This window comes from Pseudomonas maioricensis (assembly GCF_022790535.1).
Classification (GTDB): Bacteria; Pseudomonadota; Gammaproteobacteria; order Pseudomonadales; family Pseudomonadaceae; genus Aquipseudomonas; species Aquipseudomonas maioricensis.
The window spans coordinates 258,163-284,246 of record NZ_LOHG01000001.1 but is presented as its reverse complement, the minus strand read 5'-3'; the positions used below and the strand labels follow the sequence as shown (position 1 = coordinate 284,246).

Sequence of the window (26,084 nt, the reverse complement as noted above, 5' to 3'; positions counted from 1 at the left end):
GCCTATTGGTGCCAAACTGGATTTTTAGCAAGGGAGCAACCGGAATGGAAACAGCATTGATCTTGGGGGCCAGTACGATCGTTGCAACCTTCTTAGGCCCCATCTTCGCAGTGCAGGTACAAAAGTTTCTCGAGCGCAGAAACTCCCTCAAGGATCATAAAATGAGGATTTTTAGCACCTTGATGGCCACAAGGGCATCGCGCTTATCACCGAGCCATGTTGAAGCTTTAAACATGATTGACTTGGTCTTCAACGGCGGGAGCAAGCGACAGCGAATTAAGTCCGAAACGGATGTGCTCGATTCATGGAGAGACTACCTAGCGCATCTTACGACCGATCTGAACGAGCACAACTACGACCGCTGGATGGAAAAGCAAACAGAGATGCTCGTTTTGCTGCTTTCGGCCATGGCTACCGACCTGGACTTGAGGTACGACAGAGTTCTACTGAGGAACGGTGCATACATCCCTCGTGGACATACAGACATGGAGAGTGAGCAGCTTCAGGTTCGTCGACTCGCTATAAAGGTGCTTGGCGGCGAACAGCCCATAAGCATGAACGTGACTGGGATTGCTGTTGATCCTCAGATAGTTGCCTCGCAAATCAACCTGCATAAAGGGCTGACGGAAGCCCTGACCGGCGCAGGAAGCTTGCGAGTCAAGATTGATATACCAGAGACAGTTGATCGAGGACTAGGACCTCAGTTGCCACTGGAGTCGCAACAACCTTAGAAATTGAGTCAAGAAACCCTAAACATCTGGTAAGAAAAACGTTTTAGCATCTGAACTGAAGTCAAAGTTTCTTTTGGGGGCAGACCGGAAAGCAAAATAGGAAGAACCCCACGCGGCCAGTACACGCAGGGCACAGTTCGATTCGGTCTTCGGCACCATTAATACCGGAACCCCTGATTCCGCAAGGTCTCAGGGTTTTTTAGTTTCTGGACCTCCAAGCTGCGCTCCGATAGCGTACAAAGTGTGGCCCCATTGCCCCCCTCGCCCCCAACGATTACCCGTGAACCTGGTCAGCCCCGGAACAGCGGGGACGTTGTGTGCCGGGTGTGGCTGGAGGAGTCGCCTCCATATCGCTCCTCCTGCAACACCCTTCAAATCCAAAACCTTTCAGACGCTTTGCGGGCGATCACCGCCTTCGAATCGATTCGTGCTGCCCGCTCAGTGGCATTACGGCCGGTAAAGCGGGAATGCTTCCATCAGCGGCGGTATCTCCTGGCCCATCTCTGCTGCGCTGGCAGAGGGGTTGCCCGGTTTGGGAATATTCCTGGCGAAGTGAAAGATGATGGTCTGGCCGGTAGCGCCGTCCCTGTAATACTTGAAATAGCTGATCTCCGAGAATTGCCCGTCTTTACGCAATGATTTGGGATAAAACATCATCGCGTAATCGATCCCGGTTCTATTGTCGGTCAGCAGGACTGCCGGCATGTTCGGGTTTTCCTGCTGATGAAGCTGGATGGCGCGCTTTCCGAGGTCGAGGGGTGTGAAGCGGTTCATCTCACGAGGGACGACGGTAAAGTCCACCATTTCAGTCCAGGCATCCATGCTTTCCTCTGGCGGGAAATACTCCCACAAGCCCGGTTTCTGGAATTTCAGGACGAACGTCTTGCCGCCGAACATAACCGTTTTGGTTTCGGCAATCGACGGGCTAGACATGTCGGAGGTTAGCGGCGTGGTGCAACCGCAGAGCAAAACAAAGGCGAACAACACAAGCGATGTGACTTTCATTTCAATCCTTGAAGATTTGCGTCAGTGAATTTTTCGCGAGTAACAGTAGCCCAACGTATCACTGAATACTTTCTTTACCGGGATCGAGGTTGAAGTGGCAGTACGCAATGCCCATTCCGATGTCCAGAATGAGGAAGTAGACAACTGACTCCGGTGGGTTGGGACTCCTTCCCTCCTGCCCCCCTTGCCACTTCGCACGCCATCAGACATTTAAGCAGTTTGTGCACTATCGTGGAAAAGCCACACACCAGAAACGGAATGGACTGACAGCAAAACCCGGTCGTGCTCCGTATTCTTGCTGGCCAGATGCATCGTCGCCCAATTTATCCAGCGAGGATCAGGCTGCATCCAACTATCGATATCGGTCCAGAGCATCAACGAAATGGATGACATTGAGCTAATCAGGCTGCGCAAATCGTATGCAGGCGAACTTTCATTTGAGGGGAAGGAATGTAACTGGCTGATGAATAATCTGGGTTTTGAATGCAGGTCGGTTCAGGGACGGCATCACGGATCTGTGCTCGAAGTCGACACGTCATTCTCATTCTCCGATGGTGAACCGGTTGCCTTCTACGTAATTGAGCACGGTAATGCATTGGTGCTTAGTGACAATGGCGACACTCTTGCGCACCTGATGGGCGTTGGCCTTGCCGTCGGCGACAAGCGTCGCTGGGCGTCGATTCGTAACCGGCTTGAGCTTTTTGGGATGGGTATCAGTGATGACGGAGAAATCAAGGCGTCCGGCCCGAAGGATGACGCCTCAAGGCTTATAGCTCGCTACCTAGAGGGCATTCTTTCTGTCATTAACTATGAGCGGGAATCGCTCTGCGCACCGGTCGACACCAATACCTTCGTTGACGAAGTCGCGATGCTGCTGCGCCAGTGGAAGCCGAACGCAAAGCTGACGCTTAACCCAAAAGTTCGAGGCTTGTCCCAGCGCGATCATCATTTCGATTTTCAGCTCGATAATTTGCTGGTCGATGCAATCAACCCTAACGCCAACGCTACAGGCAGCGTGATGCGCAAGGCTGGCGATGTCCTCAGCAGCCCATACTCCAGTGGTCAGGACTTATTGGTGATAATTGACGACAGGATTGACAGAGCATTAGCGGCTACGGAGTGCGGAATCGTTTCGTCGCTCGTAAAGGCCGTACTTTTTACCGACCTCGAGAAAAGGGGTTTCTCACCAGAGTCCCAGCACTGATGCTCTTACGATGGGACGCCAAGCACTCAAGTTTTCATGCACAACTCACAACTCCTGCCACCCCTCGCTCAATATAGGTGCCTCAGATACCGACGACCGGTCATCGGATCCGTCCAGCCATTGATCCACGCCAGTTCACGGCAGGTGGTATGGCATAGTAATATCGCATTAATACTTTAGTTCCCCTTGGCGGTTTCCATATGCGTGCTTCAGGCGCGAGCAAGTCTTCTGGTTTTACGCTGATCGAATTGCTCATCACCGTAGCCATTGTCGGCATCCTGGCTGGCATCGCATTCCCCGCCTACGACAGCTACGTCACCAAGAGCAAAATCAAATCGGCTCAGGCTGATCTGGCTGCATTGAGCCTGGTCATGGAAAACCGTTTCCAGCGCCAACTGGTTTACGGGACCACGACGTCCAGCACCACCGCGGACACAAAGTGTGTGGCGACCACAGGCAGCACTGGCTGCACGTCGGCCGCCTGGCAGCCAAGCCAGTCCGATTCGTTCACCTACAAGATCGTGACGTCGACCAACTCCACCTACAAGCTGGAAGCCCTGGGCAACAGCGGCAAAGTCAATGGCTGCAGTATCACCCTGACTCAAGACAATGTCCGTGCGGTCGCCAGTTGCAGCCCTTACAACGGCGCGTGGCTGTGATGCGCGCAAAGGGTTTCACGCTGATCGAGCTGATGATCACAATCGCTATTTTCGGCATCTTGCTGGCCATTGGCGCGCCCTTCACCAAAGCGTGGAGCGATAGCGCCAAGCAGCGCGAGGCTGCAGGGGTACTGAAGCAGGGCATCAGCCGCGCCAAGGCCACCGCACTGCGTAACCCGGAAGGCGCCCGTGATGATGTGGCCGCCGCCGCCCTGTGCCGCTCAGGCCAGACGCTGAAGCTATTCAAAATGGCCACCAGCGTGGACTGCACCTCCAGCGCAACACCGCTCTGGACCGCACAACTGCCCTCCTCCGTCGGGGTCAAGGTGGGCGGCTCGGATGTTTCCTGCGTGGCCTTCAATAGTCGCGGCTTGCCGGTCGCGGGCGGTAATGCCTGCACCACCGCCAGCATCGACGTTACGGCAGGCAGCGAGAGCACCTTCAATGTCCCGATCATTTAGCGGTAACGGGCGCAAGGAACGCGGCGACATACTCATGGAATCACTAATCGGCATTGTCCTCATGTCGATCATAGGTTTGGGCATCAGCTACGCGTCATCGCGAGCGACCAACACTCAGCGCGACATGAAGCTGCAAAACGTCGCCGTCAGCCAGATGCGCAATCTGCTCGCACTCAATGGCAAAGCGCTGTGCACCAACGCTTCGCTGGCTACCATTACGCTGCCGACACAAACCAACGCCATCAATCTGGATGTCGCCTGCACCGCCGCATCAGCCGTAACCATCGGCGGGCGCACAGTCACGGGCGGTGCTTCGCTAGGCACCGTGGTACTCACGACCCGCACCTCTGACAGCGCGCTGTTCGGTGGCGTGATTCGCGTCGGCGACGAGACATGAAACATACCCAGCGCGGTTTTAACCTGGTCAGCCTGCTGGTGGGCGTAAGCCTGTCGATGATCAGCATTCTGGCGCTGCTCTCGCTGTACAAAAACCTGATCGGCGTGTCCGTGCAGTCCATCCAGGACTCCCGGCAAGACGGCCAGATTGCCGCAGCCGTACTGACGGCGCAGCGTGAATTGTTGAATGCGGGTTTTCGTGTTGATGCCAACCCTGTGCAGATCATCTTGCTTAACGACGCAAATCTGAGCAACGGCACGCTGACAGGAACACCCCGTGCGTTTAATGCCGCCACGTCGACGGCTCCCGCAACGGGCAATGCCATGGTCTGGACCTACAAGCCCACCGCAACCGGCAGCGCGGTCTGCTCCGGATTGCTGATGAAGAAAGATAGCGGCAAGGAAACAGGAAGCCTTCTGCGCCTGCAAGGCGGCACTAACTGCTCGCTGGTATCGCAGTGGGGCACTACGACATGGACCAGTATTGCGCTGATTGAAACGAATCAACCCGCAGCATTTTTCTCGGTGTTCTACGCACCCTGCTGGCCCTTTGGGAAAACCGCCGACGCAACCGTCAACCGTCTGCAAGTCATGATGACCGCCAGCACGAGCACGATAGACATCAACAGCAGCGAACCACAGCCTGCTTACGTCAAAAGCAAAAGCACCACGTGCCTGCCCAACCTTGAAAAGCCGAGCGCCTCATGATTTCCAAGGCTGGCCTCAAGTCCAGAGCACGCCAACGGGGCATGGCGACCACGCTTGTCATGCTACTCACCGGCATGGCGATGACCGTAACAGCCATGGGTATGGTGTATGGCATCCGCAGCGCTCAAGACCAGCAGATGGCCAGCCATGCGGCGGTTCCGGCCGAGTCCAGAGCCTGGGAAGGTGTGGAGCTGGTGCGCCTCTACTTGCTGGACATCGCCAGCCAGACACAGCCTGAAGATCGCCTGATTGCGCTTACCGGTAACCTGGCGAGCAATATCAACGGGCTGACGATTAGCGTTTCAGAGCCTTACGTCAAAGCGACCGGCATCATCGGCTTCAATATTTCATCAGCAGCAGGTAATAACGGTGCAGCGGGTGCAACCGCGACGCTGCAGGTTTTCTATAACGTGAAATTCGCGTCGGCCGCAGGCGTGACCACACAGAGCGACATCATCAAGATAGGTAAGCCGCTTAACCTGACCGGATCGATCACCTTCAAAGGCAATCCCAACGCGAAGGTCTCGGTAAAGGGCGATGCCAACCTGAGCGGCTCCGTCACGGGCTTACAGTCCTTGCAGGCCAGCGGCGATATAGTCATCGGTGGCGGCATTCAGGTTGACGAGTTGTTCGCCAATGGAACGCTTACACTCAATGGTTCGGCCAGCACCCAAAAAGGCTCAGCCCTGGGCAACATCACTTTAGCCAGTGGCGGCTCCCAAGGAACGCTTTATACCAATGGCGATATATCAATTACCAACGGTTCGGTAGGTTCCGCAAACGCACTCGGTAAAATCATCACCTCGACGGGCGGAACGCTAGGGACGCTGAATGCGGGCAAAACCATCGCGATAAGCAACGGCACAACAACTGAGGCTAATGCGGTTGGCGACGTTACCGTTACCAGCTGGCCAAGCATCAACCGCATCAATAGCAAAGCCAATGTTACGTGCCCAAGCCCTTACTGGTTTCCTCAAGGCACCATCAAAGCCAAAAGCGTCAGTAATTGCCCGAATACAACCGCAGTGGTTGCCCCGACTGATGTAACCGTGACGCTGTTTACGCCACTTACTGCAAAGGTCGAGGACACCGTCAAGGTTGATGCCTATGACTTCAAGGACGCCTCGAACTATGTGTTCGAATATGTGAATGGCAAAAGGCAGGTCACGGTCCAGAACATCAACGGGCTGACCAACGGAATTTACTATCTAGGCAATTACCCCCAACAGAACAACAGGGGCTACAACGACTTCCTGTGCAAGAACGTCGACAGCTCGAACAACTGCACATCGCCCGCCGCTCCTGACTCAACCACCCGCACCCTGTGCCAGGGCCAGTCGACTTACAACGGATGTATCACTTACGCCAACGGCACATGGACTGTTTCGGGCAAGAACCTGGCGCCCGGTGCGCTGTGGTTCAAGGGCAACCTGCAAATGAGCAACGGTGAGTACTACAACACGGTGGTGGCTACCGGCAATATCACCACCAGTGGTGCTCACGTTCTGTATGCGCTGAACTACGCAGGCTACAAAGTCGTCTGCACCAACAAGTTTCTGAAGGACTCAACGAACGACTTCGCAGGCATGTACCCGACCAACTTCTGCGACACGGCTGGCGCCAAGCTGATATCCAACGCCTTGGGTAACGTTGGTTATCTGGATGGCAGTTTCACCAATGGCGTATTTTCCGGAGGTGCGATCACGCTAGGCTCCTCAAGCGTGGTTTACGGCAGTATCGTGGCTGGAGATGTGTTCCTTACCGAGGGAAGCAGCACCGTGCACGGCTATGTCACAGCTGCTGCTCAAGGGGCTACGCCCGCAAATGCCTGGGGAGGCTCAACGCTGATCGACCTGAGCAATCTGCCAGATACCTATATGCCCGGACAGATACCTGCGGGGGGGCAGCCAGCGTGTACCAGTAACTGCACGGGTTCCACTGGAACGACTGTCGCAGTAAAGTGGACGCGCTATTTGTGATGCGGGCAGCGCAAGGCTCGTCTCGGTAACTCAACTTCAAGATCAGGATATTCATCGGTGGCTTCGCCAGACAAGCAGCAAAAACGCGCTCAACGGGCGAAAGCCAAGGCCAAGCAAAATCGCTCGCAAAAGCCCGGCAAAAAAGTGGTGCACCCGGTCTTCGCTTCGCCGCTGGTTGACCAGCCCTTCGATGATGTCGAACTCGATCTGAGCACCTTCGACTTCAAGGACATCGTGGAAAACGGTTTCGACCCGGCCGACTTCGACGACCTGTTCCAGACCATGAAAGCCGCTCAGGCCATCAGCCAGCTGGCAATGTGCGCCGTATTCCTGCAGTACCCCGTGCTGGCATTGGTCATTGCCGAAGAGGACGAAGAGCAAGCCACCGACTTCATGATGGGCCTGTTGATCACCTACCGTGCGATGTTCTTTGACGAGGACGAAGACACGGCCATCGAATGGATCGGCAGCCCTGCGTTCCAGGCGGACTATAACGAAGCGTCGCGGTTGCTGATGGTTCGGGACCAAAAGGCTTCGTGATCCGTATTCAGTGCAGGGTTTTGTAGGAGCTGCCGAAGGCTGCGATCTCGGTGCACCAGAAGAAATGCTTTCGCAGCCTTCGCCAGCTCCCACAGCAGTCTCGCGCCGAACCAACAACCCATGCCAAAACAGCAATAAAACATTCGAAAACTTGAAATTGTGGCAAGCCTCGGACTGCTCTAGATTCGAGGCAACAATCACTGTTGCCAGGTATCTCGAATGCCCCGTCCCGATGAGCTTGTGGAAAAAACCGCCGTTGAGTTGCGCCGCCTGATCGGCAGCAAACAGATTTCCCCTGTGGAATTGATGGACGCGTGCATCGAGCGCATCGAGCGGGTCAACCCTTACGTCAATGCGGTCACCGCCACATGCTTTGATCAAGCCCGGCAACAGGCTCGTGATGCGGAGCAGGCGGTGCTTTCGGGTCAACCCTTGGGTTTGCTGCATGGCTTGCCCATCGGCATCAAGGATCTGGAAGCCACCGCAGGGCTGCTGACCACCTACGGATCACCGCTCTATCGCAATAACGTCCCGGCCAAAGACAACACGCTGGTTGCGAGACTGCGCGCGGCCGGAGCCATTGTCACCGGTAAGACCAACGTGCCGGAAATGGGCGCAGGTGCCAACACGCGTAATGACGTCTGGGGCGCAACGGGTAACCCGTTCAACCCCGCTCTGAACGCAGGCGGTTCTTCCGGTGGCTCGGCGGCGGCGCTGGCCACTGACATGCTGCCCTTGTGCAGCGGCTCCGACACGGGTGGTTCATTACGCATCCCGGCCGCGAAATGCGGCGTTGTGGGCTTACGCCCGTCTCCCGGCCTGGTACCCAGCGAACGACGCCTGTTGGGCTGGACGCCCATCTCGGTCGTCGGCCCCATGGGGCGCACGGTGGCCGATACCCTGCTGCAACTGCAAGCCACGGCCGGGTTTCACGTCAGCGAACCCTTGAGTTATGAAGTCGACAAAACCTTGTTCAGCGCCCTGCCTGACGTGGATCTCGGCACCTTGCGGGTTGGCTACACAGAAGACTTCGGTTGCTGCGATGTCGATGACGATATTCGCCAAGTGTTCCGTAGCAAAATCGCCGCGCTACGCCCGCTCTTCCGCAGTTGCGACGAAGTCCCCATGCAGTTGGGCGAAACAGATCGCTGCTTTGACGTATTACGCGCCGAGAGCTTCGTCGCCGGGACGCGTGACGCCTATCTGCGTGACCCGAACTCTCTGGGCGAAAACCCACGTGCCAATTACGAAATGGGCATGCGCATGACTCTGGAGGACTGCGCCTGGGCCGCCACTGAACAAACCCGTATCTATCGCCGCTTCCAGGCGCTGTTCGAAGACTACGACCTGATCCTGTCGCCGACGACGCCGGTCTCCCCTTTCCCATGGAACGACCTTTACCTGAAAAGCATCAATGGCAAACAACTGGAGAATTACTACCGCTGGCTGGCCCTGACCTATGTCGTCACGCTGGCAACCAATCCTGCGCTGTCGCTGCCTTGCGGCGTTGACCATGTGGGCATGCCGTTTGGTCTGCAAGTGGTGGGCGCATTCCGTGCAGACGCTCACCTGCTGGCCTGCGGCGAACAGATCGAACGTGCCACTGCAAACAACCCGGAACTCAAGCGCCCGAAACCGGATATCGACAAGTTACTTACGAGCAAGATTGACCTGAAATCCATCGTGACCGCGCCTCCTTCGAGTGAAGGCGGAATAACTGGTACGACAGAAGTATCGTCGGTTTAATAAAAGTACGCAGGGGAGCTGCGCAGAGTCCGGGACCGGCCAATACCGGATCACACACCTGTGGAGCTGCCGCAGGCTGCGATCTCGGTCTGTCGGGATAAATGCTTCGCAGCCTTGCGGCTCCTACAGACAGTGCATTTCAATCCAGTAATTTGCATGTTGTTTGATGTGCGCGAGGCTTGCCCGCGAAGAACGATAATGCGCTATGACTGCAAACCGCAGTGTGCTTATCGCGAGCAAGCTCTGCTCCCACAGCTCCGGTTCTAAGGTATTGCAGGCAGCGCCTATTACGCGCGGCGGTCCTCCCGCGGACATCGGCTGAACCGCGAGCGATAACTGCGTGTGAAATACGAAGGCGATTCAAACCCGCAGGCGATGCTCACTTCCAGCACGCTCATGTCGCTCTGACGTAGCAGTTGGCGAGCCTTGTCCAGACGCAAACCGAGGTAGAAATTACTTGGTGTGTCGTTGAGGTGCAGGCGAAACAGCCGTTCCAGCTGGCGGCGTGTCACCTGAATGCCTTCGGCCAATTCCAGGGTGCTCAAGGGCGGCTCCGTGTGCTGTTCCATTTCACCGATCACCTGCACCAGCTTCCTGTTGCTGATGCCGAAGCGCGTGGCGATCTGCATGCGTTGGTGGTCTTTGCGCGGGCGGATGCGGCTCAGCACAAATTGCTCGGACACCTTGATTGCCAGCTCAGGCCCGTGCTCTTGAGCGATCAGGTCGAGCATCATGTCGATGGAGGCAGTCCCACCGGCAGAGGTGATGCGGCGTCGATCAATCTCGAATAGCTCCTGCGTCACCTGCAGCCCGGGCCAGGTTTCTTTGAAAGCATCAATGGCTTCCCAATGCATGGTCAGCCGGTGGTTATCCAGCAAACCAGCCTGAGCCAGAACAAAGCTGCCTGAGTCGATAGCGCCCAGCGTCACACCCTCACTGTCCAACCGCCGCAGCCAATGCTCTATTTTCGGCGTGCAAGTTCTCAAAGGCTCGAACCCCGCCACTACCCAGAGCGTTGCCCCTTTCTTCAGCGGCTCCAGCGCGGCGTCGGCGTTGACCGACATGCCATTGCTGCCAATGACCGCACCGCCATCAACACTCAACACATGCCAGCGATACAGCTCACCACCAAACCGGTTAGCCACGCGCAGCGGTTCTACCGCCGATACGAATCCCATCACGGAGAAGCCGGGCATGAGCAGGAAATAGAAGTCTTGAGTCATGCATTCGCTTCTGTTGAGTAAGGAGTGAGTAAAACAGGCTGTATCGCTGAGACCAGACGATCATGCGGTGAACAGAAAATCTTGAGGAGCTCATTCAGTTGCTCTCCCCGCATCACCGCAGGCTATGGCTCTTTTGAAATACGCCGGTTCCGCGAACACAGCAATAGACCATGTCGCTACCGTGCAAGTGCTGGTCGCCGCTGTGCGTTTTCACGAGGCCATGGCTGCGTAGCTTTGCATTATCAAAAGCGAAGCAAGCCTGTAAGGAACCCTGCCTCATGAACCACGACGTCATCATCACCTGCGCATTGACCGGCGCGGGCGACACGACCGGGAAAAGCCATCTGGTCCCCATCACGCCCAAACAGATCGCCGACGCCGCCGTTGAGGCAGCCAAAGCTGGCGCGACTGTCGTGCACTGTCACGTTAGAGATCCGCAGACCGGCAAGTTCAGCCGCGATGTAGCGCTGTATCGCGAAGTGATGGAGCGTATTCGCGAGGCGGACATCGACATCATCGTCAACCTGACCGCTGGCATGGGTGGCGATCTTGAGATCGGCCCGGGCGAGCGCCCGATGGAGTTCGGCCCCAATACCGACCTGGTCGGTCCGCTGACCCGCCTTGCTCACGTCGAAGAGTTGCTGCCGGAAATCTGCACACTGGATTGCGGCACGCTCAACTTCGGCGATGGCGACACGATTTATGTCTCGACCCCGGCGCAACTGCGCGCAGGCGCCAAACGTATTCAGGACTTGGGCGTGAAGGCGGAGCTGGAGATTTTCGACACCGGGCACCTATGGTTCGCCAAGCAGATGATCAAGGAAGGCTTGCTGGACAACCCGTTGTTCCAGCTATGCCTAGGTATCCCCTGGGGCGCACCGGCAGATACCACCACGATGAAGGCCATGGTCGATAACCTGCCTGCCGATGCGGTGTGGGCCGGCTTCGGCATCGGTCGCATGCAAATGCCTATGGCCGCGCAAGCCGTGTTGCTCGGCGGGAATGTGCGGGTCGGCCTGGAGGACAACATCTGGCTGGATCGCGGTGTGCTGGCCAGCAATGGAGCATTGGTCGAGCGCGCCAGTGAAATCCTCACCCGGCTGGGTGCCCGGGTGCTAACCCCGGCGGAAGGACGCGTGAAAATGCGCCTGACCAAGCGCGGCTGAAAACTACCTGTAGGAGCTGCCGCAGGCTGCGATCGATCGGGAACCGGTCGCTGTGATCTCAGGCCAATCGCAGCCTTCGGCAGCTCCTATAAATCCTCCTTGAAAGCCAGGACTCGATATGACCTTCATCACCCACATCAAAACCTTCGCAGCACTGGGCAGCGGTGTCATCGGCAGCGGCTGGGTTACCCGTGCGCTCGCCCACGGGCTGGACGTTGTCGCTTGGGATCCGGCGCCGGGTGCGGAGACCGCGTTGCGCCAGCGGGTCGCCAATGCCTGGCCTGCGCTGGAGCAACAAGGCCTGAAGTCTGGCGCAGCTCAGGATCGTCTGCGCTTCGTTACGACCATCGAAGAATGCGTGCGGGATGCTGACTTCATCCAGGAAAGCGCTCCTGAACGGCTAGACCTGAAACTCGAGCTTCACGCAAAGATCAGCGCCGCCGCCAAGCCGGACGCGCTGATCGGCTCCAGTACATCCGGACTATTGCCAAGCGAGTTCTACGAAAGCGCGACCCATCCTGAGCGCTGCGTGGTCGGGCACCCGTTCAACCCTGTGTATCTCCTGCCATTGGTAGAAGTAGTGGGCGGCAAGCACACCGCACCCGAGGCCATTCAGGCGGCGATTAGCGTCTACGAGTCTTTGGGCATGCGCCCCCTGCACGTACGCAAGGAAGTCCCTGGATTCATCGCAGACCGCCTGCTTGAGGCGTTGTGGCGCGAGGCGCTGCATCTGGTCAACGATGGCGTCGCAACCACTGGGGAAATCGATGATGCGATCCGCTTTGGTGCCGGGCTGCGCTGGTCATTCATGGGCACCTTCCTGACTTATACGCTGGCCGGTGGCGACGCCGGAATGCGGCACTTCATGAACCAGTTCGGACCTGCGCTGAAGCTGCCATGGACTTATCTCCCGGCACCGGAACTGACTGACAAGCTGATCGACGATGTGGTCGATGGCACCCGCGATCAGCTCGGGAACCACAGCATCGCTGCGCTGGAGCGTTATCGCGATGACTGTTTGCTGGCGGTACTGGAGGCAGTGCGCGCCACCAAAGAAAAGCACGGGATCGCGTTTAGCGATTGAGTTTGCTGCCCCTCTGTGGGAGCAGAGCTTGCTCGCGTTTGGAGCGACGCCGTACACCTGTCATACCGAGTTGCTTTTATCGCGGGCAAGCCTCGCTCCCACAAAAACCTGCGAGCCTTTAAATTGGGGCGAAAAATGCCAAAACTCATCACCTACAAAACCCCCATCCTCGCCGACTGGGTCGACTACAACGGCCATCTGCGCGATGCGTTTTATCTACTGATTTTCAGCTACGCCACCGATGCCTTCATGGACCTGATCGGCCTCACCAGCGACAACCGGGATGCCAGCGGTCATTCGCTGTTCACACTTGAATGCCACATCAACTATCTGAATGAAGTGAAGCTGGATGAGCAGGTAGAAGTGCGCACGCAGATAGTCGGTCATGACAACAAGCGCGTGCACCTCTATCACAGCCTTCACAAGGCAGGCATCGATGACCCGCTTTCTGCAAGCGAGCAGATGCTGCTCCACGTAGATCTGGCAGCCGGTCCAAGGTCTGCGCCGTTCAGTGAGGCTGTTCTAGGCAAGCTGTCAGCAATCGCTGCGAGCCAAAAAGACTTACCTACGCCGCACTACATAGGGCGCGTCATTGGATTGCCGGGAAAAAGCTGAACCCAAGCGACATCTACAAATCCTGTGGGAGCGAAATCATTCGCGACGGCGGTGTGTCAGCCAATGATGCTGCCGAAGCAGACGGCCTCTTCGCGAATAAATTCGCTCCAAGCGGTTGTCCCCAGGCATGTCCCCAAGCACCACAGCGCCCACAAAAAAGCCCGCATCGCTGCGGGCTTTTTCAATGCTCAATCAACCATGACTCAGTTGATTTTGGCATCCAGTTCGCCGCGAGCGTAACGCTCGAACATCGCATCCAGAGATACAGGTTTGATCTTCGACGCGTTGCCTGCAGTGCCGAACGCTTCATAACGAGCGATACACACGTCACGCATGGCAGTTACGGTCTTGGCCAGGTATTTACGCGGGTCGAACTCGCCCGGGTTCTTGGCCATGAACTCACGGATGGCACCGGTGGACGCCAGACGCAGGTCGGTGTCGATGTTGACCTTGCGCACGCCGTGCTTGATGCCTTCGACGATTTCTTCAACCGGTACGCCGTAGGTTTCTTTGATTTCGCCGCCGTACTGATTGATGATTTTCAACCATTCTTGCGGAACCGAAGACGAACCGTGCATCACAAGGTGAGTGTTCGGGATGCGCTTGTGGATTTCCTTGATGCGATCGATCGCCAGGATGTCACCGGTAGGCGGCTTGGTGAACTTGTAAGCGCCGTGGCTGGTGCCGATGGCGATAGCCAGTGCATCAACCTGGGTTTTCTTGACGAAGTCAGCGGCTTCTTCCGGATCGGTCAGCATCTGGCTGTGATCGAGCATGCCTTCAGCGCCAACGCCGTCTTCTTCGCCAGCCATACCGGTTTCCAGCGAACCCAGAACACCCAGCTCACCTTCAACTGAAACGCCACATGCGTGGGCAAAAGCAACCACGCGACGGGTCACTTCAACGTTGTACTCGTAGGTGGTTGGCGTTTTGCCGTCGACACCCAGCGAGCCGTCCATCATGACCGAGCTGAAGCCCAACTGGATCGAACGCTGGCAGATATCAGGGCTGGTACCGTGGTCCTGGTGCATGACCACCGGGATATGCGGGAATTCTTCCACTGCCGCCAGGATCAGGTGACGCAGGAACGGCGCGCCAGCGTATTTACGGGCGCCGGCCGAGGCCTGAACGATCACCGGGGAATCGGTCTTGTCGGCCGCTTCCATAATGGCGCGCATTTGTTCCAGGTTGTTCACGTTGAAAGCTGGGACGCCATAACCGAATTCGGCTGCGTGGTCCAACATCTGGCGCATGCTGATAAGTGCCATTGTCTGTCTCTCTCCCGGTAGGGTCGTTATCGTGCAAACCTGCCGTAGCGGCGGCTGCTATTCAAGTTCTACGCATTAGCCCTGAGGCCATGCGCTGGATCATCGGTGCAGCTTGTTCAACGCTTCTTGCAACCGCGCCCGATCAAATCGTTGGTAGCGTCCCAGTACACCAGGCCTTCGTCGCCCTTGTTCTGGAAAGCCAGTACACCATTGCTATAAAGCGATGGCGAGCCAGGCTCGGCGGTCAGCCGGAAAACCTGATCGCTTTCATTCAGGCGCACATCAACTTCGGCCTTGGCCTGGTCAACGTAACGCCAGTGGACCTCGGCTTTGCTGTCGCAAACCCAACTGGTCCAGGTATTACCTGTTTGCGGGGCCTTCATGCTGGCGCAACCACCAAGCACTGCAAGTGTCGCAAGGGCAATCAAGCCTTTCATTACGTCTCCTGGCCTGCCCTGAGAAGCAAGGCAAATGCCAGTCGCTTCAATCTTCAGGGGCAGTTCTGTTCCTGATTCCGATCATCGGCCGGCTCACCCGTAGCCTGCGCTTCAACCCGTTGAGTATTCTGGGTTGTGGGCACGTTTACGGACGCCGGGCTGAGCACTTCACACGTCTTGGCACGAGTGCCAGGGCTGCTACAACCGGCGAATATCACACAACTCATCAAGGCCAGGGCGGCGATTTTCATGGCGAAGTTCCTTATTCAGAAAAGTTATCCACCCTTTAATGACCACCACTGGCTCAAGATGTTGCCAAACTCATCTCCGTGATCGCATCTTAACGACAGGCCACCGGGCCGAGATTGGGCATGAATTCATACTTGTCCAAGACAGCTTCACCGCCGCGCTTGTAGATCACCGGTACGGTCTCTGCCTGCCAGTTCGCTTGATAACAGCTCAGTTGAACCAGCGCAGGCTCACGCACAACCTCTACGGCTTCCGGCTCAGTGGCGCAGCCAGCGAGCAGTACAGCGATGATGAGCAGCGGTAGCGGCCTGAGCATTTCATTTCCCTTTTGCAAAGCCTGATCCTCAGGCCTTGGCGCGTTGTTCCAGAATTTCCACGGCGGGCAATACTTTGCCTTCGACGAACTCCAGGAATGCGCCGCCACCGGTAGAAATGTAGGAGATTTGATCCGCTACGCCATATTTATCGATTGCCGCCAACGTGTCGCCACCGCCTGCGATGGAGAACGCCGAGCTTTCGGCAATGGCTTTAGCCAGGGTTTTGGTACCTTCGCCAAACTGATCGAATTCAAACACGCCAACCGGACCATTCCACAGAATAGTCTTGGAAGATTTCAACAATTCGGCGAAATGCGCTGCAGTTTGCGGGCCGATATCCAGAATCATGTCGTCATCGGCAACATCGGCGATCAGTTTGACCGTCGCGGCTGCGCTTTCAGCGAACTCCTTGGCCACAACCACATCAACCGGCAATGGCACGCTGACCTTGGCTGCGATTTCGCGAGCGGTATCCAGCAGATCCGGTTCGTACAGCGACTTGCCAACCTTGTGGCCTGCCGCAGCCAGGAACGTATTGGCAATACCGCCACCAACGATCAACTGGTTGCAGATGGCGCTCAGGCTGTTGAGCACGTCGAGTTTGGTAGACACCTTGGAGCCAGCAACAATGGCGGCCATTGGCTGGGCCGGAGCGCCAAGGGCTTTGCCCAGTGCGTCCAGCTCAGCAGCCAGCAACGGGCCTGCCGCAGCGACTTTGGCGAACTTGGCCACGCCATGGGTCGAACCTTCAGCGCGGTGCGCAGTACCGAAAGCGTCCATGACGAAGACGTCACACAGGGCAGCATATTTCTGCGCCAGTTCGTCAGCGTTCTTTTTCTCGCCCTTGTTGAAGCGCACGTTTTCAAACAGCACGATGTCGCCAGACTTGACGTCAACACCGTCCAGATAATCGGCAACCAGTGGCACTTCACGGCCCAGGGCCTTGCTCAGGTAGTCAGCAACGGGTTTGAGGCTATTCTCGGCAGAGAACTCGCCCTCGGTTGGACGACCCAGATGAGAGCAGACCATCACGGCCGCGCCCTTTTCCAGCGCCAGCTTGATGGTAGGTAGCGACGCCAGGATACGTGCATCACTGCTGACTTTGCCGTCCTTGATAGGGACGTTGAGGTCTTCGCGGATCAATACACGCTTACCTTGCAGGTCGAGCTCGGTCATCTTCAACACGGTCATGAGTGAATCCCTGTTTTTACTGTTGTGGGTCTGCGACGTGCAAAAAGTGCTCAGCAACGTCAAGCATTCGATTGGCAAAACCCCATTCGTTATCGAACCAGGCCAGCAAGTTCACGAGCCGCGGGCCGGAAACCCGGGTCTGACTCGCATCAACGATGGCCGAATGAGGGTCATGGTTGAAATCACAACTGGCGTGCGGCAACTCGGTGTAAGCCAGCAGCCCTTTCAGCGGGCCGCTGGTAGCAGCCTCGCGAAGCAAGCGGTTGATCTCTGCTGCGTCGGTATCCCGCGCTGTTTGCAAGGTGATATCGAGGCAGGACACGTTTACCGTTGGCACGCGAACAGCTTTGGCCTGAATTCGGCCCGCAAGTTCCGGAAGCAGCCGCTCAATACCGCGCGCCAGACCAGTGGACACCGGAATGATCGACTGGAAAGCCGAGCGCGTACGGCGCAGATCTTCATGATGATAGGCGTCTATGACAGGCTGATCATTCATCGCCGAATGGATCGTGGTGATGGTGATGTACTCCAGCCCTACGGCCTGATCCAGCAAGCGCAGCAACGGTACGCTGCAGTTGGTGGTGCAGGACGCAGCAGAGACCAGCAGCTCAGTGCCGGTCAGCTTTTGTTGGTTAACGCCGAACACGATGGTGGCGTCGACGTCGGCTTCGCTTGCCATCGGCTGGGAAAACAGTACCCGCGGTGCGCCAGCGTCAACGAAGCGCTGACCATCTTCACGGGTGTTGTAGACACCTGAACATTCGAGCACCAGATCAACTTCCAGCGCCGCCCAGTCAACGCCTTCCGGCGTCTCGCTGCGCAGCACTTTGATCTTGTGATCATTGATGTGCAGGTATTGCCCTTCGACCCGCACTTCGCCGGGGAACCGACCGTGTGTGGAGTCAAAGCGCGTGAGGTATTCGAGACTGGCCATGTCGGCCAGATCGTTGATAGCAACCACTTCGAAACCGGCCTTGGCCCCTCGCTCGCAAAGTGCGCGCACGACGCAACGACCGATACGGCCGTAGCCGTTGAGTGCAACTTTGAAAGGGCGGTGCTGAGGCATGGGGTTCTCGTTGGGCAAACTGCCAAGCGAACTCTGTGGGAGCAGGGCTTGCCCGCGATAAGGTCAACACGGTGCTTGAGACCGAGCTGACCTTATCGCGGGCAAGCCCTGCTCCCACAAGGGTCCGCTTCAGCAGATAAATCGCTATCAGTCTTCCAGCAGCTCTTCAGCCTGACCCAGGATGTTTTCCAGGGTGAAGCCGAACTCTTCGAACAAGGCTGGCGCAGGGGCCGACTCGCCGAAAGTAGTCATGCCGATAACGCGACCTTCCAGGCCGACGTACTTGTACCAGAAGTCCGCATGAGCAGCTTCGATGGCGATACGAGCGCTGACCTGCAGTGGCAGAACGGCTTGCTTGTAGCCCGGATCCTGAGCATCGAAGACGCTGGTGCATGGCATGGAAACCACACGCACGTTGCGGCCTTGAGCGCTGAGTTTGTCGAATGCCTGAACGGCCAGACCCACTTCCGAACCGGTAGCGATCAGAATCAATTCTGGTTCGCCAACGCAGTCACGCAGCACGTAACCACCGCGAGCGATGTCCGCCAGCTGGGCTTCGTCGCGAGCCTGGTGAGTCAGGTTCTGACGGGAGAAGATCAGCGCCGAAGGACCGTCGTTGCGCTCGATGGAGTACTTCCAGGCCACCGCCGATTCCACAGCATCCGCAGGACGCCAGGTGTCCAGATTCGGCGTAGTGCGCAGGCTGGTCAGTTGCTCGATCGGCTGGTGCGTCGGGCCGTCTTCGCCCAGACCGATGGAGTCGTGGGTGAACACATACAGCACGCGCTTCTTCATCAAGGAGGACATACGCACTGCGTTGCGGGCGTATTCCATGAAGATCAGGAAGGTCGCGCCGTAAGGCACGAAGCCGCCGTGCAGGGCGATACCGTTCATCATTGCGCCCATGCCGAACTCACGCACGCCGTAATGCAGGTAGTTACCGTTGGCGTCTTCGCCGGTAATGCTCTTGCAACCTTTCCAGATGGTCAGGTTGGAGCCGGCCAGGTCAGCCGAACCGCCGAGGAACTCAGGCAGCAACGGACCGAAAGCGCCCAGTGCATTCTGGCTGGCCTTACGGCTGGCGATGGTCTCGCCCTTGGCGTTGACTTCAGCGACGTAGGCAGCGGACTTTTCAGCAAAGTCAGCTGGCAGCTCACCGCTCATGCGACGGATCAGTTCGTTGGCCAGCTCCGGGAATTCGGCAGAGTAGGCAGCGAAACGCTGATCCCATTCGGCTTCGCTCGCCAGGCCTTTCTCTTTGCAGCTCCACTCGGCATAGATATCAGCCGGGATATCGAACGGACCGTGGGTCCATTTCAGGGCGGCACGGGTCAAGGCGATTTCTTCAGCACCCAGCGGCGCACCGTGGGACTCTTCCTTGCCTTGCTTGTTTGGCGAGCCGAAACCAATGGTGGTCTTGCAGCAGATCAGTGTCGGCTTGTCGCTCTTGCGAGCGGTGTCGATGGCAGTTTTGATCTCTTCCGAGTCGTGGCCGTCAACGTTGCGGATGACCAGCCAGCCGTAAGATTCAAAGCGCTTTGGCGTGTCATCGGTGAACCAGCCTTCAACTTCGCCATCGATGGAGATGCCGTTGTCGTCGTAGAAAGCGATCAGCTTGTTCAGACCCAGCGTGCCGGCCAACGAGCCCACTTCGTGGGAAATGCCTTCCATCATGCAGCCATCACCCATGAACACGTAAGTGTGGTGATCAACGATGTTGTGGCCTGGACGGTTGAATTGGGCAGCCAGAGTCTTTTCAGCGACTGCGAAACCTACCGCGTTGGCGAAACCCTGGCCCAGCGGACCTGTTGTGGTTTCAACGCCCGGCGTGTAGCCGAACTCAGGGTGGCCCGGCGTGCGGCTGTGCAACTGACGGAAATTCTTCAGGTCGTCGATGGACAGGTCATAACCGGTCAGGTGCAGCAACGAGTAGACCAGCATCGAGCCGTGACCATTGGACATGATGAAACGGTCACGGTCGGCGAAATTCGGGTTGCTCGGGTTGTGCTTCAGATAGTCGCGCCAAAGTACTTCGGCGATATCCGCCATGCCCATAGGGGCACCGGGATGGCCGCTGTTGGCTTTTTGCACGGCATCCATGCTGAGTGCACGAATGGCGTTGGCACGCTCACGACGGCTGGGCATCGCTGATCTCCTGGGAACTGGGAAAAGAATGGATCTGAAAAAGGCGAGCATTTTCCCTCAGGCACTGCCTGGGAGCAATGAAAGATAGCGGCTTGTGGTTGTTTTTCCTGCTCGCGCTTCGTTATTTATTCATCCATGTCGCTCTGCCACCTCATAAAAGCGGCTCCAGACGGCTCTGAATCCACCGCCCATCAAGCAATATCAAAACTTTTTGATATTGCCCTTGCGGGGAGACGGGTCGCTAACTAGACTGCCAGCCCTATGAACCTGCGCGTACCTGCAATTCGCCACGACGACTGCGACGACCTCTCTGCCTTGTGCAAGGCTGGCGGCGATCCGTTGCGGCTGAATGTATTGCGTGCGCTGGCCAATGATTCATTCGGCGTGCTGGAACTGGCGCAGATCTTTGCGATTGGTCAGTCCGGCATGAGCCACCACCTCAAAGTGCTGGCCCAGGCCGATCTGGTTGCAACGCGACGCGAAGGCAATGCTATTTTTTACCGACGCGCCCTGCCCCATACCGGACAACCGGGCGGCAGATTGCACGCGGCCATGCTTGATGAAGTCGACATGCTGGCTCTGCCTCACGATGTGCAGTCCCGTATCGGACTGGTACATCGCCAGCGGGCCAATGCCAGTCAGGATTTTTTCGCCCGTACGGCAGAGAAATTTCGCGCCCAGCAGGACTTGATCGCCGGGCTTGCCCAGTACCGGGACAGCCTGCTGTCGCTGCTCGACAAATTGAACTTCGGTTCGCAAGCAACAGCATTGGAAGTCGGGCCGGGAGATGGCGGTTTTCTGCCGGATCTGGCACGTCGCTTCCAGCACGTAACGGCCTTGGACAATAGCCCGGCGATGCTGGAAATAGCCCGTCAGCTTTGCGCTGCACAGGCATTGACTAATGTTGAGCTAAAGCTCGCCGATGTACTGGATGCCGTCGATGTCAGCGCCGATTGCGTTGTACTGAACATGGTGCTGCACCATTTCGCCGCACCGGCAGAGGCACTCAAACAACTGGCAAGTCTGTTGCAACCGGGCGGTAGCCTGTTAGTGACAGACTTGTGTAGCCACGATCAGAGCTGGGCCAAGGAGGCCTGTGGCGATCTCTGGTTAGGGTTTGAACAGGAAGATCTGGCCCGTTGGGCCATCGCTGCGGGGCTAGTTCCCGGGGAAAGCCTCTATGTAGGCTTACGTAATGGTTTCCAGATACAGGTCCGCCATTTTCAGCGACCGGCTGGCAACACTCACCATCGGTAAAATTCAGGAAACCCGTAGAGATGAGCGAATACTCCCTTTTCACCTCCGAGTCCGTGTCCGAAGGGCACCCAGACAAAATCGCCGACCAGATTTCCGATGCGGTTCTGGATGCAATCATTGCTCAGGACAAACACGCTCGCGTAGCCGTTGAAACCCTGGTCAAGACCGGTGTTGCCATTGTTGCTGGCGAAGTGACCACCAGCGCCTGGGTTGACCTCGAACAAATCGTTCGTGACGTGATCAGCGACATCGGCTACACAAGCTCCGACGTCGGCTTCGACGGTGCTACCTGTGGCGTGATGAACATCATCGGCAAGCAGTCCCCTGACATCAACCAGGGTGTTGACCGTGCCAAGCCTGAAGATCAGGGCGCTGGCGACCAGGGCCTGATGTTCGGCTACGCCAGCAACGAAACTGCTGAACTGATGCCTGCGCCAATCGCGTTCTCGCACCAGTTGGTGAAGCGTCAGGCCGAAGCCCGCAAATCCGGCCTGCTGCCTTGGCTGCGCCCGGATGCCAAGTCGCAAGTGACTTGCAGCTATGAAAACGGCAAGGTTGTGGGCATCGACGCTGTCGTTCTGTCGACCCAGCACAACCCTGAAGTTTCCTACAACGATCTGCGCGAAGGCGTGATGGAACTGATCGTCAAGCACGTGCTGCCAGCTGAGCTGCTGCACAAGGACACTCAGTTCCACATCAACCCGACTGGCCAGTTCATCATTGGCGGCCCGGTGGGTGACTGCGGTCTGACCGGTCGCAAGATCATCGTCGACAGCTACGGCGGCATGGCTCGTCACGGCGGTGGCGCGTTCTCCGGCAAGGATCCATCCAAGGTTGACCGTTCGGCTGCTTACGCTGGCCGTTATGTTGCCAAGAACATCGTTGCTGCTGGCCTGGCCGAGCGCTGCGAGATTCAGGTTTCCTACGCTATCGGCGTCGCACAACCGACTTCGATCTCGTTGAACACCTTCGGCACCGGCAAGATCAGCGATGACAAGATCATCAAACTGGTCCGCGACATTTTCGACCTGCGTCCATACGCAATCACCACCATGCTGGACCTGCTGCACCCGATGTATCAGGAAACCGCAGCCTACGGCCACTTCGGTCGCACGCCGCAAACCAAGACCGTCGGTAACGACACGTTCACCACGTTCACCTGGGAAAAAACTGACCGTGCCGACGCCCTGCGCGCCGCTGCCGGTCTGTAATACGCCTTAAGTTTCAGGCGTAACAAAAAGCCCTTGGCGACCGTGGTCGTCAGGGGCTTTTTGGTTTTCGCCAGGCAAATCCGAGACCTGTAGGAGCTGCCGAAGGCTGCGATGGCGGTGTGTCAGAAGGAATGCATTCGCAGCCTTCGGCAGCTCCTACAGGAAATCCCTTTCCAGTTTCTAAGCCCTTCTTGCCACCAACAACACCGAAGCCGCACTGGCCAGCAATCCCGCACACACCCGATTGAACAATCGTTTGCCACTGGGGCGTGCAAACAATCGGCGAGCGTGAAGGCCCATCCAGGCGTAGATCGCAATCGCAAGGCATTCCAGCGCCAGGAAAAAAACCCCGAGTACTGCGAACTGCTCCGTCACAGACCCAGCCTGATCTACGAACTGCGGCAGAAAAGCGGTAAACAACAGAATCGCCTTCGGATTACCGATGGCCACCAGAAACTCCTGCCGCGCCAGGCTGAACATGCCTTTACCTGAGCCGATCACTTCGCCCTCTTCCTCAGGGCTGGCACGCCACAATTGCATCGCGAGATAAAACAGATAAGCCGCGCCAACGATCTTGATCACATGAAACAACCACTCTGAGGTGTGCAGCACCGCAGTCAGCCCCACTGCCGCCAGCGCAATCATGATCGCGAAGGCCAGCAAACGTCCCAGCCCACCGATGCAGGCCCTGGCAAAGCCGTAGCGGGTCGCGTTACTGATCGAAAGCAGGTTGTTGGGGCCGGGCGCCATGTTCAGCGCAAAGCAGGCCGGCACGAAAACCGCCAGAGTCGAGATATCCATGAGTCACCCATCAGCACTTGGACAAGGGAGTCGCAATATTGCAGGCAACGTTGCCAGCCTTGAAAGGCACAGTCATGGAGCAAAAGACCGGCATCTGTACTGGCTGAATGATTCAGTAACCAGCACAACCAGACACCCGGCGCGCCGGTCGCTAGCCTCTGTGGCATCTCACCAAGCAAGGATGCTTCGATGCGCTTACTGGCCGTAATCATGCTCTCACTCATCAGCCTGACCGCACAGGCTAATCAATGCCCAGACTGGACGCCCGCCAAGGCAAAAAATTCGATCACGGCCCTACAAGCACAAATCTCTGCCTGGGATGACAGCTACCACCGGCAGGGCGTGTCACTGATTGCCGATGAGCTGTACGACCAGTCCCGGCAACGACTTCAATTCTGGCGCGCATGCTTCACCTCACCACCTGGTGAAACCGTCCACCCACTGAGAACGGCCAAAGGCCCGATGCGTCATCCTGTACCGCACACCGGCGTCAACAAACTGAGTGATGAAACAGCCGTAAAAAAATGGCTTAAAGGTCGCAAAGACCTATGGGTTCAACCCAAGGTTGATGGTATCGCCGTGACGCTGGTGTATCAGCAGGGCAATCTGGTTCAGGCCATCAGCCGTGGCGATGGCATCGAGGGGCAAGACTGGACCGGGCACGCCAAAACCATCGCAGCCATACCCGCGCACCTGCCTTGGCAGGAAACGCTGATACTGCAAGGTGAGCTGTATCTGCGCCTGGAAAATCATATACAAGCCCAGGCCGGGAGCGTAAATGCACGCGGCAAAGTCGCCGGGATGCTTGCCCGCAACGAACTGAACGTTGCTGACGCAGAGCGGATCGGTCTTTTCGTCTGGGACTGGCCTGACGGACCGACCTCAATGCGCGAACGTATGGCGGGGTTGAGCGCTCTGGGTTTCGACGACAGCGCTCACTACAGTCAACCTCTGGAAGGCTTTACCCAGGCTCAACGCTGGCGTGAGCATTGGTATCGCCACCCGCTGCCTTTTGCCACTGACGGCATCATCATTCGCCAGGGCGAGCGTCCACCGGCACAGCGCTGGCAGGCGAAAGCGCCCTACTGGATCGCGGCCTGGAAGTACCCCTTTGCCCAGGCGCTGGCAGAAGTACGCAAGATCAACTTCAACATTGGCCGTAGCGGCAAGATCACACCGGTTCTCGAGCTTGAGCCTGTGCGCCTGGATGACAGAACGATCAGTCGCATCAGCGTCGGCTCACTGCAGCGATGGCAGGCGCTGGATATCAGACCGGGAGATCAAGTGGCCGTAAGCCTCGCGGGCCTGACCATTCCCCGACTGGACGGCGTCGTTTCACGTAACGTCGAGCGTGACGAACTGCAGATTCCCCAGGCAGAAAACTTTCACGCCCTCAGTTGCTGGCAGCACGCCCCTGAATGCGAAAGTCAGTTTCGCGCGCGGCTCGTCTGGCTCAGCAGCAAGAAAGGTCTGGCGCTGGCCGGAGTGGGCCCTGGGACTTGGGATAACCTGATCAATGCCGGGAAAATCAATGGATTGCTCGACTGGATGACCCTGGATAAAGACCAGCTTGCTAACATTTCCGGGCTAGGCGAGCGCAGCGGCGCTAAACTGATCGACAGTTTGCACGAGGCCCGCTCCAGACCGTTTGCTGTGTGGCTAAAGGCTATCGGCCTGCCGCCTACCGGGGAAGCTCAACTGGGTAAACAGTGGAGCGAACTGGAAAAGCGTACGACGCAACAGTGGCAAACGGAACCCGGCATAGGTCCTGGCCGTGCCGAACAGTTGGTTGCCTTCTTCCAGCATCCAGAGGTTCAGGCCTTGAGCGAGCAATTACGAGCCAAGGGTATTTCAGGTTTTTAAAGTGCCGGGCGTTTTATCATCAAGCCCGGACGTTATAGTTTTCAAAAGGAGTTCATATGAAGGTTTTTTCACCGCTGATCCTGCTGACGTGCTGCGCAATGCTCGCCACCCCGCTCCTGGCTGCCGAGTCAGCCCCTGAAGAAGGCGGATGCCTGGCAAAAAGTCAGGAAATCAGCAGAAAAATCGAAGATGCGAAAGCCAATGGCAACAAGCCCCAGCAAGCAGGCCTTGAAAAGGCCCTGAGCGAAACCAACGCCAACTGCACCGAGGCATCGCTGCTTAAAGAACATGAGCAGAAGGTGCTGGAAGCCAAGCGCGAGGTCAAAAAGCGTGAGTCCGATCTGAGCAAAGCCATGACCAAGGGCGATCCGGACAAAATCAACAAGCGCAAAGACAAGCTGGCTGAGTCTCGCAAGGAACTGCAGGACGCCCAGACAGAATTGGAAGACCTGCAGCCGCAGGATTAAACAGCGGATTGATGCAGAACCTGTGGGAGCAGGGCTTGCCCGCGATGGCTTTATGCGATGGATCAGATATCCGCGGTGTCCTTATCGCGGGCAAGCCCGGCTCCCACAGGATGAACTGACGTGGGACCGGCTTTAGCCAGGAAGGCGGTATTCCTGACAATACAAATGTGTCTGCTGTACTGACCTCTTCCCGAATTAATTCGGTCCCACCGAGTGCGTGGACACCCTGCGGGAGCGGTGCTTGGTCTGGGCGGCATTCCGACGATTCAGGCGCCGCGGTGCATCAGATACACCG

The 26,084-nt window shown here is 57.2% G+C and carries 26 protein-coding genes; 16 read left to right on the top strand and 10 right to left on the bottom strand.

The window, feature by feature from the left end; genetic code table 11:
- Positions 1–44: 44 nt before the first annotated feature.
- Positions 45–731, top strand: a complete 687-nt coding sequence (locus AUC61_RS01360; RefSeq protein WP_243244124.1) for a DUF6680 family protein — start codon at positions 45–47, stop codon at positions 729–731.
- 447 nt (positions 732–1,178) lie between these two features.
- Here the strand turns inward: AUC61_RS01360 and AUC61_RS01355 are convergent, their stop codons facing one another.
- A complete protein-coding gene (locus tag AUC61_RS01355) occupies positions 1,179–1,736 on the bottom strand; it encodes a hypothetical protein (RefSeq protein WP_243244123.1) in 558 nt (185 codons plus the stop codon).
- Positions 1,737–2,118: 382 nt separating this feature from the next.
- Here AUC61_RS01355 and AUC61_RS01350 point away from each other — a divergent pair, with 382 nt between their 5' ends.
- The 8 genes from AUC61_RS01350 to AUC61_RS01310 all read left to right on the top strand — a co-directional run bounded on the left by AUC61_RS01350 (position 2,119) and on the right by AUC61_RS01310 (position 9,429).
- The gene (locus AUC61_RS01350; RefSeq protein ID WP_243244122.1) at positions 2,119–2,940 is read left to right on the top strand and encodes a DUF1828 domain-containing protein; all 822 of its coding nucleotides are present in this window, start codon (positions 2,119–2,121) and stop codon (positions 2,938–2,940) included.
- Positions 2,941–3,140: 200 nt separating this feature from the next.
- Positions 3,141–3,599, top strand: coding sequence for a type IV pilin protein (locus AUC61_RS01340; RefSeq protein WP_279290872.1), 459 nt, complete (start codon positions 3,141–3,143; stop codon positions 3,597–3,599).
- A complete protein-coding gene (locus AUC61_RS01335; RefSeq protein WP_243244339.1) occupies positions 3,599–4,060 on the top strand; it encodes a pilus assembly FimT family protein in 462 nt (153 codons plus the stop codon). Before AUC61_RS01340 ends, AUC61_RS01335 begins: the two co-directional genes overlap by 1 nt.
- On the top strand, positions 4,044–4,457 hold the full coding sequence (locus AUC61_RS01330) for a hypothetical protein (protein ID WP_243244121.1): 414 nt from the start codon (positions 4,044–4,046) through the stop codon (positions 4,455–4,457). The genes AUC61_RS01335 and AUC61_RS01330 overlap by 17 nt, the downstream gene beginning before the upstream one ends.
- Positions 4,454–5,164 (top strand): PilW family protein, encoded by a 711-nt coding sequence (locus AUC61_RS01325; RefSeq protein WP_243244120.1) that lies wholly within the window; start codon positions 4,454–4,456, stop codon positions 5,162–5,164. Before AUC61_RS01330 ends, AUC61_RS01325 begins: the two co-directional genes overlap by 4 nt.
- Positions 5,161–7,143, top strand: coding sequence for a FapA family protein (locus tag AUC61_RS01320; RefSeq protein ID WP_243244119.1), 1,983 nt, complete (start codon positions 5,161–5,163; stop codon positions 7,141–7,143). The genes AUC61_RS01325 and AUC61_RS01320 overlap by 4 nt, the downstream gene beginning before the upstream one ends.
- A gap of 57 nt (positions 7,144–7,200) precedes the next feature.
- Positions 7,201–7,683: a hypothetical protein gene (locus tag AUC61_RS01315; protein ID WP_243244118.1), complete on the top strand. Its 483-nt coding sequence runs from the start codon at positions 7,201–7,203 to the stop codon at positions 7,681–7,683.
- Between the two features lie 219 nt (positions 7,684–7,902).
- Entirely contained in the window at positions 7,903–9,429 is a 1,527-nt protein-coding gene (locus AUC61_RS01310; RefSeq protein WP_243244117.1) for an amidase, read from the top strand.
- Positions 9,430–9,716: 287 nt separating this feature from the next.
- On the opposite strand, the gene AUC61_RS01305 is transcribed toward AUC61_RS01310, so the two are convergent.
- Complete coding sequence (locus AUC61_RS01305; RefSeq protein WP_243244116.1) at positions 9,717–10,652, bottom strand: GlxA family transcriptional regulator; 936 nt, start codon at positions 10,650–10,652, stop codon at positions 9,717–9,719.
- A 278-nt stretch (positions 10,653–10,930) separates the two neighbouring features.
- Here AUC61_RS01305 and cdhC point away from each other — a divergent pair, with 278 nt between their 5' ends.
- The 3 genes from cdhC to AUC61_RS01290 all read left to right on the top strand — a co-directional run bounded on the left by cdhC (position 10,931) and on the right by AUC61_RS01290 (position 13,517).
- Positions 10,931–11,818: a 3-dehydrocarnitine:acetyl-CoA trimethylamine transferase CdhC gene (cdhC, locus tag AUC61_RS01300; protein ID WP_243244115.1), complete on the top strand. Its 888-nt coding sequence runs from the start codon at positions 10,931–10,933 to the stop codon at positions 11,816–11,818.
- Between the two features lie 118 nt (positions 11,819–11,936).
- Complete coding sequence (locus AUC61_RS01295) at positions 11,937–12,902, top strand: L-carnitine dehydrogenase (RefSeq protein WP_243244114.1); 966 nt, start codon at positions 11,937–11,939, stop codon at positions 12,900–12,902.
- 135 nt (positions 12,903–13,037) lie between these two features.
- Positions 13,038–13,517: a thioesterase family protein gene (locus AUC61_RS01290; RefSeq protein ID WP_243244113.1), complete on the top strand. Its 480-nt coding sequence runs from the start codon at positions 13,038–13,040 to the stop codon at positions 13,515–13,517.
- 203 nt (positions 13,518–13,720) lie between these two features.
- Here AUC61_RS01290 and fba read toward each other — a convergent pair whose 3' ends face one another.
- From fba to tkt, 7 genes are all read right to left on the bottom strand, one after another.
- Positions 13,721–14,785, bottom strand: a complete 1,065-nt coding sequence (gene fba / locus AUC61_RS01285; protein ID WP_027901305.1) for a class II fructose-bisphosphate aldolase — start codon at positions 14,783–14,785, stop codon at positions 13,721–13,723.
- Positions 14,786–14,901: 116 nt separating this feature from the next.
- Positions 14,902–15,222: an MliC family protein gene (locus AUC61_RS01280; protein ID WP_122666924.1), complete on the bottom strand. Its 321-nt coding sequence runs from the start codon at positions 15,220–15,222 to the stop codon at positions 14,902–14,904.
- A gap of 53 nt (positions 15,223–15,275) precedes the next feature.
- Positions 15,276–15,473: a hypothetical protein gene (locus AUC61_RS01275; protein WP_122666925.1), complete on the bottom strand. Its 198-nt coding sequence runs from the start codon at positions 15,471–15,473 to the stop codon at positions 15,276–15,278.
- Between the two features lie 89 nt (positions 15,474–15,562).
- Positions 15,563–15,787 (bottom strand): hypothetical protein, encoded by a 225-nt coding sequence (locus AUC61_RS01270; RefSeq protein WP_122666926.1) that lies wholly within the window; start codon positions 15,785–15,787, stop codon positions 15,563–15,565.
- 28 nt (positions 15,788–15,815) lie between these two features.
- Entirely contained in the window at positions 15,816–16,979 is a 1,164-nt protein-coding gene (locus tag AUC61_RS01265) for a phosphoglycerate kinase (protein ID WP_243244112.1), read from the bottom strand.
- A gap of 16 nt (positions 16,980–16,995) precedes the next feature.
- On the bottom strand, positions 16,996–18,045 hold the full coding sequence (epd, locus tag AUC61_RS01260) for an erythrose-4-phosphate dehydrogenase (RefSeq protein WP_243244111.1): 1,050 nt from the start codon (positions 18,043–18,045) through the stop codon (positions 16,996–16,998).
- A gap of 147 nt (positions 18,046–18,192) precedes the next feature.
- Positions 18,193–20,190, bottom strand: coding sequence for a transketolase (gene tkt, locus AUC61_RS01255; RefSeq protein ID WP_243244110.1), 1,998 nt, complete (start codon positions 20,188–20,190; stop codon positions 18,193–18,195).
- A gap of 261 nt (positions 20,191–20,451) precedes the next feature.
- On the opposite strand from tkt, the gene AUC61_RS01250 reads away from it, so the two are divergent.
- Together AUC61_RS01250 and metK are read left to right on the top strand one after the other, a co-directional pair.
- Positions 20,452–21,447: an ArsR/SmtB family transcription factor gene (locus AUC61_RS01250; RefSeq protein ID WP_243244109.1), complete on the top strand. Its 996-nt coding sequence runs from the start codon at positions 20,452–20,454 to the stop codon at positions 21,445–21,447.
- Positions 21,448–21,467: 20 nt separating this feature from the next.
- Positions 21,468–22,658 (top strand): methionine adenosyltransferase, encoded by a 1,191-nt coding sequence (gene metK, locus AUC61_RS01245; protein WP_027901297.1) that lies wholly within the window; start codon positions 21,468–21,470, stop codon positions 22,656–22,658.
- Between the two features lie 180 nt (positions 22,659–22,838).
- Here metK and AUC61_RS01240 read toward each other — a convergent pair whose 3' ends face one another.
- Positions 22,839–23,459 carry a LysE family translocator gene (locus AUC61_RS01240; protein ID WP_243244108.1) on the bottom strand — a complete coding sequence of 207 codons (621 nt, stop codon included), beginning with the start codon at positions 23,457–23,459 and terminating at the stop codon, positions 22,839–22,841.
- A gap of 189 nt (positions 23,460–23,648) precedes the next feature.
- Between AUC61_RS01240 and ligB the strand changes: the two genes are divergently transcribed.
- Both ligB and AUC61_RS01230 read left to right on the top strand, forming a co-directional pair.
- Positions 23,649–25,322 carry an NAD-dependent DNA ligase LigB gene (ligB, locus tag AUC61_RS01235; RefSeq protein ID WP_243244107.1) on the top strand — a complete coding sequence of 558 codons (1,674 nt, stop codon included), beginning with the start codon at positions 23,649–23,651 and terminating at the stop codon, positions 25,320–25,322.
- 56 nt (positions 25,323–25,378) lie between these two features.
- Positions 25,379–25,789, top strand: a complete 411-nt coding sequence (locus AUC61_RS01230; protein ID WP_243244106.1) for a DUF1090 domain-containing protein — start codon at positions 25,379–25,381, stop codon at positions 25,787–25,789.
- Positions 25,790–26,084 lie beyond the last annotated feature (295 nt).

Bases quoted from the DNA above. Each gene is read 5' to 3' on its own strand.
- epd (WP_243244111.1), bottom strand. From the start codon at position 18,045: ATGCCTCAGCACCGCCCTTTCAAAGTTGCACTCAACGGCTACGGCCGT.
- AUC61_RS01230 (WP_243244106.1), top strand. From the start codon at position 25,379: ATGAAGGTTTTTTCACCGCTGATCCTGCTGACGTGCTGCGCAATGCTC.
- AUC61_RS01295 (WP_243244114.1), top strand. From the start codon at position 11,937: ATGACCTTCATCACCCACATCAAAACCTTCGCAGCACTGGGCAGCGGT.
- AUC61_RS01340 (WP_279290872.1), top strand. From the start codon at position 3,141: ATGCGTGCTTCAGGCGCGAGCAAGTCTTCTGGTTTTACGCTGATCGAA.
- AUC61_RS01330 (WP_243244121.1), top strand. From the start codon at position 4,044: ATGTCCCGATCATTTAGCGGTAACGGGCGCAAGGAACGCGGCGACATA.
- AUC61_RS01350 (WP_243244122.1), top strand. From the start codon at position 2,119: ATGGATGACATTGAGCTAATCAGGCTGCGCAAATCGTATGCAGGCGAA.
- ligB (WP_243244107.1), top strand. From the start codon at position 23,649: ATGCGCTTACTGGCCGTAATCATGCTCTCACTCATCAGCCTGACCGCA.
- AUC61_RS01250 (WP_243244109.1), top strand. From the start codon at position 20,452: ATGAACCTGCGCGTACCTGCAATTCGCCACGACGACTGCGACGACCTC.
- AUC61_RS01265 (WP_243244112.1), bottom strand. From the start codon at position 16,979: ATGACCGTGTTGAAGATGACCGAGCTCGACCTGCAAGGTAAGCGTGTA.
- AUC61_RS01320 (WP_243244119.1), top strand. From the start codon at position 5,161: ATGATTTCCAAGGCTGGCCTCAAGTCCAGAGCACGCCAACGGGGCATG.
- AUC61_RS01270 (WP_122666926.1), bottom strand. From the start codon at position 15,787: ATGCTCAGGCCGCTACCGCTGCTCATCATCGCTGTACTGCTCGCTGGC.
- fba (WP_027901305.1), bottom strand. From the start codon at position 14,785: ATGGCACTTATCAGCATGCGCCAGATGTTGGACCACGCAGCCGAATTC.
- cdhC (WP_243244115.1), top strand. From the start codon at position 10,931: ATGAACCACGACGTCATCATCACCTGCGCATTGACCGGCGCGGGCGAC.
- AUC61_RS01305 (WP_243244116.1), bottom strand. From the start codon at position 10,652: ATGACTCAAGACTTCTATTTCCTGCTCATGCCCGGCTTCTCCGTGATG.
- AUC61_RS01290 (WP_243244113.1), top strand. From the start codon at position 13,038: ATGCCAAAACTCATCACCTACAAAACCCCCATCCTCGCCGACTGGGTC.
- tkt (WP_243244110.1), bottom strand. From the start codon at position 20,190: ATGCCCAGCCGTCGTGAGCGTGCCAACGCCATTCGTGCACTCAGCATG.
- AUC61_RS01355 (WP_243244123.1), bottom strand. From the start codon at position 1,736: ATGAAAGTCACATCGCTTGTGTTGTTCGCCTTTGTTTTGCTCTGCGGT.
- AUC61_RS01360 (WP_243244124.1), top strand. From the start codon at position 45: ATGGAAACAGCATTGATCTTGGGGGCCAGTACGATCGTTGCAACCTTC.
- AUC61_RS01280 (WP_122666924.1), bottom strand. From the start codon at position 15,222: ATGAAAGGCTTGATTGCCCTTGCGACACTTGCAGTGCTTGGTGGTTGC.
- AUC61_RS01275 (WP_122666925.1), bottom strand. From the start codon at position 15,473: ATGAAAATCGCCGCCCTGGCCTTGATGAGTTGTGTGATATTCGCCGGT.
- AUC61_RS01240 (WP_243244108.1), bottom strand. From the start codon at position 23,459: ATGGATATCTCGACTCTGGCGGTTTTCGTGCCGGCCTGCTTTGCGCTG.
- AUC61_RS01310 (WP_243244117.1), top strand. From the start codon at position 7,903: ATGCCCCGTCCCGATGAGCTTGTGGAAAAAACCGCCGTTGAGTTGCGC.
- AUC61_RS01335 (WP_243244339.1), top strand. From the start codon at position 3,599: ATGCGCGCAAAGGGTTTCACGCTGATCGAGCTGATGATCACAATCGCT.
- AUC61_RS01325 (WP_243244120.1), top strand. From the start codon at position 4,454: ATGAAACATACCCAGCGCGGTTTTAACCTGGTCAGCCTGCTGGTGGGC.
- metK (WP_027901297.1), top strand. From the start codon at position 21,468: ATGAGCGAATACTCCCTTTTCACCTCCGAGTCCGTGTCCGAAGGGCAC.